The 10397-nt window shown below is 73.1% G+C and carries 8 protein-coding genes; 3 read left to right on the top strand and 5 right to left on the bottom strand.

Features of this window, described 5'->3' with window-relative positions; all coding sequences use genetic code 11:
- Nucleotides 1–11: 11 nt before the first annotated feature.
- From BLW85_RS17550 to BLW85_RS17540, 3 genes are all read right to left on the bottom strand, one after another.
- Nucleotides 12–626, bottom strand: a complete 615-nt coding sequence (locus BLW85_RS17550; RefSeq protein WP_070023782.1) for a DJ-1/PfpI family protein — start codon at nucleotides 624–626, stop codon at nucleotides 12–14.
- Nucleotides 627–661: 35 nt separating this feature from the next.
- On the bottom strand, nucleotides 662–2260 hold the full coding sequence (locus tag BLW85_RS17545; RefSeq protein WP_070023781.1) for a thiamine pyrophosphate-binding protein: 1599 nt from the start codon (nucleotides 2258–2260) through the stop codon (nucleotides 662–664).
- A gap of 129 nt (nucleotides 2261–2389) precedes the next feature.
- The gene (locus tag BLW85_RS17540) at nucleotides 2390–3217 is read right to left on the bottom strand and encodes a type 1 glutamine amidotransferase domain-containing protein (RefSeq protein ID WP_070023780.1); all 828 of its coding nucleotides are present in this window, start codon (nucleotides 3215–3217) and stop codon (nucleotides 2390–2392) included.
- A 275-nt stretch (nucleotides 3218–3492) separates the two neighbouring features.
- Between BLW85_RS17540 and BLW85_RS17535 the strand changes: the two genes are divergently transcribed.
- From BLW85_RS17535 to BLW85_RS17525, 3 genes are read left to right on the top strand one after another with little or no spacing between them, the layout of a single operon-like run.
- Nucleotides 3493–5475, top strand: coding sequence for a maltotransferase domain-containing protein (locus BLW85_RS17535; RefSeq protein ID WP_074992545.1), 1983 nt, complete (start codon nucleotides 3493–3495; stop codon nucleotides 5473–5475).
- Nucleotides 5472–7157: a maltose alpha-D-glucosyltransferase gene (gene treS, locus BLW85_RS17530; RefSeq protein WP_403422049.1), complete on the top strand. Its 1686-nt coding sequence runs from the start codon at nucleotides 5472–5474 to the stop codon at nucleotides 7155–7157. Before BLW85_RS17535 ends, treS begins: the two co-directional genes overlap by 4 nt.
- Nucleotides 7154–8509, top strand: a complete 1356-nt coding sequence (locus BLW85_RS17525; protein WP_074992544.1) for a maltokinase N-terminal cap-like domain-containing protein — start codon at nucleotides 7154–7156, stop codon at nucleotides 8507–8509. Before treS ends, BLW85_RS17525 begins: the two co-directional genes overlap by 4 nt.
- Here the strand turns inward: BLW85_RS17525 and BLW85_RS17520 are convergent.
- Together BLW85_RS17520 and BLW85_RS17515 are read right to left on the bottom strand one after the other, a co-directional pair.
- Nucleotides 8506–9165 carry an HAD-IB family hydrolase gene (locus tag BLW85_RS17520; RefSeq protein WP_074992543.1) on the bottom strand — a complete coding sequence of 220 codons (660 nt, stop codon included), beginning with the start codon at nucleotides 9163–9165 and terminating at the stop codon, nucleotides 8506–8508. The two genes, BLW85_RS17525 and BLW85_RS17520, sit on opposite strands and share 4 nt — an antisense overlap.
- Nucleotides 9162–10292 (bottom strand): acyl-CoA dehydrogenase family protein, encoded by a 1131-nt coding sequence (locus tag BLW85_RS17515; protein WP_244174870.1) that lies wholly within the window; start codon nucleotides 10290–10292, stop codon nucleotides 9162–9164. The genes BLW85_RS17520 and BLW85_RS17515 overlap by 4 nt, the downstream gene beginning before the upstream one ends.
- Between the last annotated feature and the right edge of the window lie 105 nt (nucleotides 10293–10397).

Here is a 10397-nt window from a genome sequence, read left to right as displayed (position 1 = left end):
CGGTGCCGGCCTCAGGCGGCGATGACGTCGCTGGGCAGGGACAGCCGTTCGATCACGGTCCGGGCCAGCAGGTGGCAGTGGTCGACCGTGCGGGTGCTGATCAGGTCGCGGTCGACGGCGACGTCCTGGTTGACGTAGATCCCGCCCATGTTGCGGACGTCCGCGACGATGTTGTTGTGGCAGGTGACCGGACGGCCCCGGATCAACTCCGGTGCAGCCGACAGCAGTTGCAGCCCGTGGCAGGAGAACGCCTTCACCAGTGACGGCAGCCGGAAGGCGCGGCGCATCAGCTCCAGCGCGGGCGGTACGGCGTCGACGTCCTCGCTGTAGCGCAGCCGGTCGGCGACCCCGCCCGAGGGCACGATCAGCGCGGCGAAGTGCAGCAGTTCGTGGTAGTCAAGCTCCTCCAGGTCGCCGTCGACGGTCAGCGGCGCCTGGTACTCGTGGCCGGCGAAGGTGAGCGAGGGCTGCCCCCACAGCCGGGTGAGCAGGCTCACCTCGGCGCCCTCCTCCGCGAAGCGCCGCTGGTAGTAGGCGAGTTCGTCCTCGACGTAGTCGGCCTCCAGCAGGATGCCGATGCGCTTGCCGGAGAGCCTTCCGGTCTTGAGGGGTATGACGGTTCCCATGCGATGTCCCGGTTCTTCTCGAAAGGGCTGGAGAGCTACTCGGTGATCAGGTCCACCAGGAACGGCCCGTCGTGGGTGAGCAGGCGGCGCACCGCGCACTCGACCTGCTCGGGCCGCTCCACCCGCATGCCCTCGACACCGAGGGAGCGGGCCAGGTCGGCGAAGCGGATGTCGGGGTGGGACAGGTCGAACGCCGCCGGATGGGCGTGCGGTTCGAGGCCCTGCTCGCGCCAGTACTGCTCGATGTTCAGGTCGAGGAGCCGGTAGCGGCGGTTGTTGCAGATCACGAAGCCCGCGCCGATGCGGTGGCGGGCCGCCGTCCACAGCGCCTGGATGGTGTACATGCTGCCGCCGTCGCCGGTGAAGCCGATCACCTTCAGGTCCGGGCGGGCCAGCTTCATGCCCAGCGCGCCGGGGATGCCGACGCCGAGCGAGCCGCCGCGGGTCTGGAGGAACCGGCCGGGCACCCGGGGCGGCAGGTGCCGCGCCAGCGGACCCGAGGCGGTCAGCGCCTCGTCGAAGTAGGCGAGGTGCTCCGGCGCCTGCCGCGCCAGTTCGCGGGCGAAGTGCTCCATCGGCGTGTCCGGCGCCGCGGCCGGGGCCGGCCGGGGCGGGACCGCCGCCGGCACCGCGCCGCGGGCGCGCAGCTCGGCGGCGAGCGCCGCCAGCGTGGGCTTCGGGTCGGCCGCCAGGCCCAGGTCGACGGGATGGTTCTTGGCGATCTCGTAGGAGTCCAGGTCGACGTGCACGATCCGGGCGTCCTTGCGGAAGGGGTTGTCCAGCCGAGGGAACACCTCGGGGAACACGTACGTGCCCACGATCAGCACGCTGTCGGCGTCCCGCACGACGGCCGCGCTGTCCTCGCCGAACATGTGGCCCAGCTGGCCCGCGTACAGCGGGTGCGTGGTGTCCATGTTCACCTCGGAGTGGTTCACCCCCCACACCGGGGCGCCCAGCAGCTCGGCCACGTCGGTCAGTTCGCGCTGCGCTCCGGACGCGGCGACGCCGTCGCCCATCAGGATCAGCGGGTGCTCGCCCTCCCGCAGCAGCTGTGCGGCCCGCGCGACCTCGGACGGTTCGGCCGCGGTGCGGGTGGAGGGCACCACCGTGGGCACCGCGTCCTCGGTGGTGATCTGGTCCAGCACATCGGCCGGCAGCACCACCAGGACCGGTCCGCGCGGCGGGGTCATGGCGATCTTCACGGCCCGGCGCAGCACCCGGAGCACCGAGCCGGGGTCCACCACGCGGGTGGCGTACTTGGTGACCGGCTCCGCCATCGCGACGAGGTCGGCGGCCATCTGCGCGTCCATCGCGTCGTAGCGCACGCCGGCCTCGCCCACCAGCGTGACCAGCGGGGAGCCGCCCCTCTTGGCCTGGTAGAGCAGGCCGATGCCGTTGCCGAGGCCCACCCCGCTGTGCAGCTGGACCACGGCCGGGCGCTGCGCGGCGCGGGCGTAGCCGTCGGCCATGGCGACCGCGACGCCCTCGTGCAGGGTGAGTACGTACTCGGTGGCACTGGAGTCCGTGAGGTCGAGGAAACCCTGTTCGACCGTGCCGGGGTTGCCGAACATGTGGGTGATGCCGTCGGCCGCGAGCTGCTCGAACAGGGCGGCCTTGCCTGGCCTTGCGGGCATGAGGAGGCTCCTCTGCAAGGGGAGGGAGAGGGATCTTCGTGCAGGGGGGTGGGACTTCGCGTCCGGGGACGGGAGCACCGCGGGACCCGTCCCCGGACGCGGATGTGGCCGGGCGCGGACGCCGGGGCGCTACCAGCCGTAGCGGCGCAGGTCCTCCTCCAGGACCTTGACCAGGAGTTCGCCGGAGAGCGAGGAGTCCGGGGTGGACCGGGCGGTGATGAACGGGAAGTCCACGATCACCGAGGTCTCCTTGCCCACGTTGCCGTGGAAGGCGCCGTCCGGGCCGGTGGCGTCGCGCAGGATGTACTCCAGCGGGTACGGCGGCGGGCCCATGTTGAACTCGACGCCGAGGAAGCCGGTGCCGTCCTTGTAGTCGTACTCCTTGGGGTGGCCGGTGACGTGCTTGCCCCACAGCAGGCTGCGGCGGGACTCCCAGTCGCGGGCGAAGGCCAGGGTCGCCACGCCGTAGCACTCGGCCAGCACCGGCTTGTCGGCGGCGACGAAGGCGAGCACCACCTCGTGCAGCCGCTCGTTGTTGGCCAGGTCCACGATGGGACCACTGCCGCCGACGATGACCAGGGCGTCGAAGTCCGAGACCAGCTCGTCGGTGGCGGAGGCCAGCCGGCGGTGGTACTCCTCCAGCTCCCGCAGGTGGTTGAGGGCGCTGTCGTAGGGCCGCTCCGGGATCAGGTCGGCCAGGCTCAGCGGGTTGTCGAGCCGGTCGGAGTCGTCCACGGCACGCGCCTTGCGGGCCATGTCCCGGGTGGTGACCGAGCGGCCGAGCGGCGGGTCGACGTACTCGGAGTCCAGGCTCGGCGGCAGCGCGTGTGCCCGCTTTCCGGTGGGCGTCATGAACGTGGTGCGGTAACCGCGGGCGTCGAAGGCCTCCAGCGGGCCGACGAGTTCCTCGCCCCAGTACCCGTATTCGGAGAGCACCACGAGGATGCGTTTGGACACGGAATTCTCCTTCGGAAAAGGTTGCCGTGCGTCTGACGTGGTGTGACATCGATCAGTGAAGCCGTACGCCGAGTGGCCCGGCAACGCTCCCGGACCGGTGCCGGGCAACTGTGCGGACTTGCCTCAGTAGACGAGCCGCCCGCCCTGGTGGGGGCCGGTCCGCGACTCGTCCAACTTTCCTCTGCGGCGGGCGGTGCCGAGGAAATCCTTGTCGGCCGAATTACCGCCGGGCAACGCTTCATTCCGCAGTTGCCGACGCACATCTGGAGGAAGCGTTGGACGGTCGAATAGCAATCGAGGACGTACGGCCGGCGGTCGGCCGCGGGGCGTTCCCCGCCAAGGCCGTGACGGGCGAACCGGTGTCGGTGCGGGCCACGGTGTGGCACGAGGGGCACGGGGCCCTCGGGGCGGAGGTGGTGCTGCGCGGCCCTTCGGGACCGCCGCGCACGGTGCCGCTGCGTCTCGCGGACCCGGGACTGGACCTGTGGACGGCGACGGTGGCGGCCGATGCGCCGGGCCCCTGGACCTTCCAGGTCGTGGCGTGGCGCGATCCGTGGGCCACCTGGACCGCGGGGCTGCGCGCCAAGCTGGACGCGGGCCTGACCGACCTGGACAACGAACTGGAGGAGGGCGCCCGGCTGCTGGACCGCGCCGCGGGCCCGGCGGGCGACGGCGCCGAGCGGCCCGGGGAGCCGGCCGGCCCGGCCCGGCTGCTGCGCTCGGCCGCCGCCGCGCTGCGTTCCGCCGGACGCCCGCCCGCCGCGCGCGCCGAGGCCGCGCTGTCCGGCTCCGTGCAGGCGGCGATGGCCGGGGCCGCGCCGCGCGAACTGGTCACGCACGGGCCCGTGCAGCGGCTGCGGGTGGACCGGCCACGTGCGCGCTACGGCAGTTGGTACGAGTTCTTCCCGCGCTCCACCGGCGGCCGGCGCGCCGACGGCACCCCCGTGCACGGCACCCTGCGCACCGCCGTCCGGGAACTGCCCAGGATCGCCGCCATGGGGTTCGACGTGGTCTATCTGCCGCCCGTGCACCCCATCGGCACCGTCCACCGCAAGGGCCGCGACAACGCGCTGACCGCCGCGCCCGGGGACGTCGGCTCACCGTGGGCGGTCGGCTCCGCCGACGGCGGCCACGACGCGGTCCACCCGGACCTCGGCACGGTCGAGGACTTCGTCCACTTCGTCGCCCGGGCCCGCGCGCACGGCCTGGAGGTCGCGCTCGACCTGGCGCTCCAGTGCGCGCCCGACCACCCCTGGGTGACCGAGCACCCGGAGTGGTTCAGCCACCGCCCGGACGGTTCGATCGCCTATGCCGAGAACCCGCCGAAGAAGTACCAAGACATCTATCCCCTCGACTTCGACAACGCCCCGGAATCCCTCTACGCCGAAATCCTGCGCATCGTAAGGCTGTGGATCGACCGCGGTGTGCGCATCTTCCGCGTCGACAATCCGCACACGAAACCGGTGGCGTTCTGGAGCCGTCTCATCGACGAGATCGGCCGGGAATTCCCCGATGTCTTCTTCCTCGCCGAGGCATTCACCCGGCCGGCCGTTCTCAAGGGTCTGGCCCGCCGCGGATTCGCCCAGTCGTACACCTACTTCACCTGGCGCGAGACAAAGCAGGAACTCACCGAATACCTTGAGGAACTGGTCGCCGACAGCGACTTCCTGCGCCCCAACTTCTTCGTGAACACCCCGGACATCCTGCCCGTGCACCTGCAGACCGGGGAGCCCGGCGCGTTCGCCGTGCGGGCCGCGCTCGCCGCGACGCTGTCACCGTCCTGGGGCGTGTACGCGGGGTACGAGCTGTACGAGGGCGAGCCGCTGCGCGCCACCGGGGACTGCGAGGAGTACGCCCGCTCGGAGAAGTACGAGCTGCGTCCCCGCGACTGGGCCGCAGCCCGGGCCGCCGGCCGCTCCCTGGAGCCGTGGCTCACCCTCCTCAACTCCGTGCGCCGCGCCCATCCCGCGCTCCAGCAGTTGCGCACCCTGCGCTTCCACGCCACGGACAACGACGCCCTCATCGCCTACTCCAAGACCGACCCGGCCACCGGCGACACCGTGCTGTGCGTGGTCGGCCTGACACCGGACGCCCCCGAGAAGGGGACGGTGACCCTCGGCGCCGAGGGCCCGCGGCTCCCCGACGGACCGGTCACCGACGCCGTCACGGGCGAACGCCTCATCCTCACCCCGCGGTTCTCCGTCACCACCGATCCCCTCTCGACCCCCGCCCGCATCCTCACCTGGAGCCAGAAGTGACCATCGACCACACCCCCGACTGGTTCAAGCGGGCCGTCTTCTACGAGGTGCTCGTCCGCTCCTTCCACGACAGCGACGGCGACGGCGTCGGCGACATCCGGGGCCTGCGGGCCAAGCTGGACTACCTCCAGTGGCTCGGCGTGGACTGCCTGTGGCTGCCGCCCTTCTTCAAGTCGCCGCTGAAGGACGGCGGTTACGACGTCTCCGGCTACCGCGAGGTGCTGCCGGAGTTCGGCACCGTCGAGGACTTCCGGGAACTCCTCCAGGAGGCGCACGCCCGCGGCATCCGCGTCATCATCGACATGGTCATGAACCACACCAGCGACCAGCACCCGTGGTTCCAGGAGTCGCGCAGGGACCCCGAAGGGCCCTACGGGGACTACTACATGTGGGCCGACGACGACAAGGGCTACCCGGACGCCCGGATCATCTTCGTCGACACCGAGACGTCCAACTGGGCGTACGACCCGGTGCGCGGCCAGTACTACTTCCACCGCTTCTTCTCCCACCAGCCGGACCTCAACTACGAGAACCCGCGGGTGCAGGAGGAGATGCTCGGCCACCTGCGCCACTGGCTCGACCTCGGCGTCGACGGGTTCCGGCTGGACGCGGTGCCGTACCTGTACGCGCAGGAGGGCACCAACTGCGAGAACCTGCCCGCCACCCACGCCTTCCTCAAGCGGGCCCGGCACCTCGTGGACACCGAGTACCCCGGCCGGGTGCTGCTGGCGGAGGCCAACCAGTGGCCGGAGGACGTCGTCGACTACTTCGGCGACTACGAGCGCGGCGGCGACGAGTGCCACATGGCCTTCCACTTCCCGCTGATGCCGCGCCTGTTCATGGCGGTGCGGCAGGGCTCGCGCTACCCGGTCTCGGAGATCCTCGCTTCCACGCCCAAGATCCCCTCCGGCTGCCAGTGGGGCATCTTCCTGCGCAACCACGACGAGCTGACCCTGGAGATGGTCACCGACGAGGAACGCGACTACATGTACGCGGAGTACGCCAAGGACCCGCGGATGCGCGCCAACATCGGCATCCGGCGCCGGCTCGCCCCGCTGCTCGACAACGACCGCAAGCAGATGGAGCTGTTCACCGCGCTGCTGCTGTCCCTGCCGGGCTCGCCGATCCTCTACTACGGCGACGAGATCGGCATGGGCGACAACATCTGGCTCGGCGACCGCGACAGCGTGCGCACCCCGATGCAGTGGACCCCGGACCGCAACGCCGGGTTCTCCACGGCCGACCCGGGCCGGCTGACCCTGCCCGCGGTCATGGACCCGGTGTACGGCTACCAGACCATCAACGTCGAGAGCCAGCTGGAGGCCCCCTCCTCGCTGCTGCACTGGACCCGGGAGATGCTCGCCGGCCGCCGTCGGCACGCCGCCTTCGGGCTCGGCGAGTTCGCCGAGATCGAGGCCGACAACCCGGCCGTCTTCGCGTTCGTCCGCCACTACACGGCCCCCGACGGCACCCGCTCCCAGGTGCTGTGCGTGAACAACCTCTCCCGCCACCCGCAGCCCGTCGAACTCGACCTGCGCGGCTACGCGGGCATCACCCCCGTCGAGGTGCGCGGCGGCGCCCGCTACCCCGTCATCGGGTCCGCGCCCTACCGGCTGAGCATCGGCGGGCACGGCTTCTACTGGTTCTGCATCTGCCCCGACGAGGACCGGAGGCCGGTGTGAGCGACGCCGCCCTCGCGGACGCACCCCCGATCGACACCGCGCGCCTGGAACGGGCGCTCACCGCCTGGCTGCCCGGCCAGCGCTGGTACGCCGGCAAGGACCGGCCGCTGCGCACGGCCCGCGTCGCGGAGGTCGGCGCGGTCACCTCGCACGGGATGATCCTGCTGGTGGAGGCGGAGTACGCCGACGGCGGACCCGGACAGCTCTACCAGGTGCCCATCGCCGTCCACCCGGCGCCGCGGCCGCCGGACGGCGGGCACGTCATCGCCGTACAGGACGACGAGAGCGTCATCGAGGGCATGAGCGACAAAACGCTCGTACGGGAGCTGCTGCACCTGGTGGCCGGGGAGCGCGAGCATCCCCGGCTCGCCTTCCGCAGCGAGCCGCACTGCGCCGCGTGGCCGCCGCCCGGCCGGGTGGCCGGCTGCCGGCCGCTCGGCGTGGAGCAGAGCAACACCTCGGTGGTCGCCGACGAGCGCTACGTGCTGAAGGTCTTCCGCCAGCTGCACACCGGCACCAACCCCGAGCTGGAGCTGACCCGCGCCCTGCGGGCCGCCGGCAACCCGCACACCGCACCGCTGTACGGCGCGGTCGAGACCGAACTGTCCGACGGCCCGGTCACGCTCGCCGTGGTCCAGGGCTTCCTGCCCGGCGCCGCCGACGGCTGGACGCGCGCCCTGGCCGCCGTGCGCGAGGGCCGGGACTTCGCGGAGCAGGCGTACGCCATGGGCGGCGCGGTGGCCGCGGTGCACCGGGACCTGGCCGCGCGGCTCGGCTCCCGCCCGATGGACGAGGAGCACCGCACGGAGCTGGGCGAGGCCTTCCGCACCCGGCTGGAGCAGGCCCTTGCGCACGTGCCCGAACTGGCGCCGTACGCCGAGGACCTGCGCGCGGCCTACGCGGACCTCGCGGACCTGCCGCCCGGGCCCACCGTCCAGCGGGTCCACGGCGATCTGCACCTCGGGCAGCTGCTGTGCACCGGCACCCGCTGGACGGTGATCGACTTCGAGGGCGAGCCGTCCTGTGCGATGTCCCTGCGGGCCGAACGCCACTCGCCGCTGCGCGACGTGGCCGGCATGCTGCGCTCCTTCGACTACGCGGCCGCCCACGGCGCCGCCCCCGGCTGGGCGCGGGCGAGCCGCGGCGCCTTCTGCCGGGGCTACGCCGACACCTCGGGCACCGACCCGCACGCCCAGGAGGCGCTGCTGCGCGCCTACACCCTGGACAAGGCGGTCTACGAGACGGCCTACGAACGCCGCAACCGCCCCGACTGGATGCACATCCCGCTCGCGGCGATCGCCCGGCTGACGGGACGGGACCCGGCCGCGCGGCCCGGGGGTCCCGCCTCCTAGGCGGCGGTCAGGCGGGCGCGCAGCGCCGGGTCGTCGCCCACCTGCACCGGGTGGCCCACCTCCGTCAGCATCGGCAGGTCCGAGACGTGGTCGCCGTAGGCGTAGCAGTGGGCCGGGCGGACCTCCGGGTACTCGGCCAGCAGCGCGCGGACGGCCCCGCGCTTGGCCTCGCCGATCATGGGCCCGCCGAGGAGCGCGCCGGTGTAGACGCCCCGGTGCACCCGGGGCGTACTGCACAGCACCCGGCGGGCGCCCACCCGCTCGGCCAGCGGGGCGAGCACGGCCGGGAAGGAGCCGGAGACCAGCACCACGTCCGCGCCGCGCCGCACGTGGTCGCGCAGGGCGGCCAGCGTCGGCTCGACGTAGAAGCCGGGGCCGGCCGCCCGGGCGGCGAACCACCGCGCCGCCCGGGCGTGCACCGCCGCGGCCGGTTCGCCCCGCCAGGCCCGGTAGAAGCGGTGGTTGGCCTCGGCCCGGGAGGCGCCCCGGGCCAGGAGGCGGGCCAGGTCGGCACGGACCCGCGCGGCCTTCAGGGCGCCCCGGCGGCCGTAGCGGTCCGGGAAGTAGTCGTCCAGGAAGTCGAGCATGCTCTTGGCGTTGATGAGCGTCTCGTCCACGTCGCTGAAGACCAGATAGGCCGGTCGCGCGTCGCTCATCCCACCGTCACCGCCGCATAGGCCTGCGCGGCGGCACCAGTGCGCAGGGCGCCGTGCGCGGCGACCGTGTGCACGTCCCGCCAGCAGCGCTGGAGGGGGTCGGTGCCGCCCCGGGTCGCGCCGCCCCCGGCCCGCAGCAGCCGGTCGACGGCGGTGACCAGCGTCTCCACCCCGTAGGCGGCGTCCCGGCGGTTGCGGGCGACGGCCGCCGCGTCGGTGGGACCCGCGTCCGCCCGGCCGATGGCCCGGCGCCACAGCAACGCGACGGAGTCGATCTCCGTGGCGGAGCGGGCGAGCGCGTCGGCCGCTCCGCCGTCGGCCGGGGAGGCCGCGGGCATCCGCTCGGTGAAGGCGGCGAGGGCGTGCCGGGCGGCGCCGAGGGCCGGCGCCGCGAACAGCAGCGGGCCCGGCAGGTGGGCCGGGACGGTGTGGCAGCGGGGGCCCGGATCCGGCGAGCCGGCGAGCAGCGCGGCGAACGGCGCCGTGCGGTGCTCGGGTACCAGGACCTCCCGCACGCTGACGGCGTGGCTGCCGGTGGCCCTGAGCCCGGTGCCGTCCCAGGTGTCGTGCACGGTGACGGCCGTACGGGGCACGGCGAAGGCCCGTACGGCGCCGGGCTGTTCACCGGCCGGGGCGGCCAGCAGCAGCCAGTCGGACCACTCGGCGCCGCTCGCCATCGACCAGCGGCCGGTCAGCCGCCAGCCGCCCGGAGCGCGCTCGGCGCGGCCCGCCGGGGGCAGGATCGCCGCCGCGATCCTGGTGCCGGGGGAGCGGGCCCAGATCTCGGCCCGGCCCTCTTCGGGCAGGCGGGCCGCGTAGCGGGCGTGGACCGCCCACAGGGTGCCGCACCAGGCAGCGGAGGGGCAGCCCTCGGCGACGGCGACGGCCGCGTCGAACAGTTCGGTGAAGGTGCCGTGGGCGCCGTCCGGGCGGCCGGGGGAGAAGTGCCGGGCGAAGCCGGCCACGTCCAGCGCGGCGAGCGTCGCGTCGCTCAACCCGCCTTGTTCGTCGGCCTGTCGGGCGTACCGGGCGGACACCGCGGCGGCGTGGGCGACCTCGGCGGGGCGGAGCGTGGCGTGCTGCCGGGTCGTGGTCGGGGTTCGGTCAGCCAGGGCGAGAGCGTGCACGTACCGACTCCTTGGACCGTGGGAGAGACGTGGAGCGGCGCGGACGGGCACCGCCCGCCGAAATATACCTACGCACATGAATTTTTTGAGATGCGTTTTCGGTCA

It is taken from the genome of Streptomyces misionensis, assembly GCF_900104815.1.
GTDB classification, from domain to species: Bacteria; Actinomycetota; Actinomycetes; order Streptomycetales; family Streptomycetaceae; genus Streptomyces; species Streptomyces misionensis.
This window is presented reverse-complemented; position numbering and strand designations above follow the sequence as displayed.

Coding starts and splice junctions, on each gene's coding strand:
- BLW85_RS17550 (WP_070023782.1), bottom strand. CDS start 626: ATGGGAACCGTCATACCCCTCAAGACCGGAAGGCTCTCCGGCAAGCGC.
- BLW85_RS17520 (WP_074992543.1), bottom strand. CDS start 9,165: ATGAGCGACGCGCGACCGGCCTATCTGGTCTTCAGCGACGTGGACGAG.
- BLW85_RS17545 (WP_070023781.1), bottom strand. CDS start 2,260: ATGCCCGCAAGGCCAGGCAAGGCCGCCCTGTTCGAGCAGCTCGCGGCC.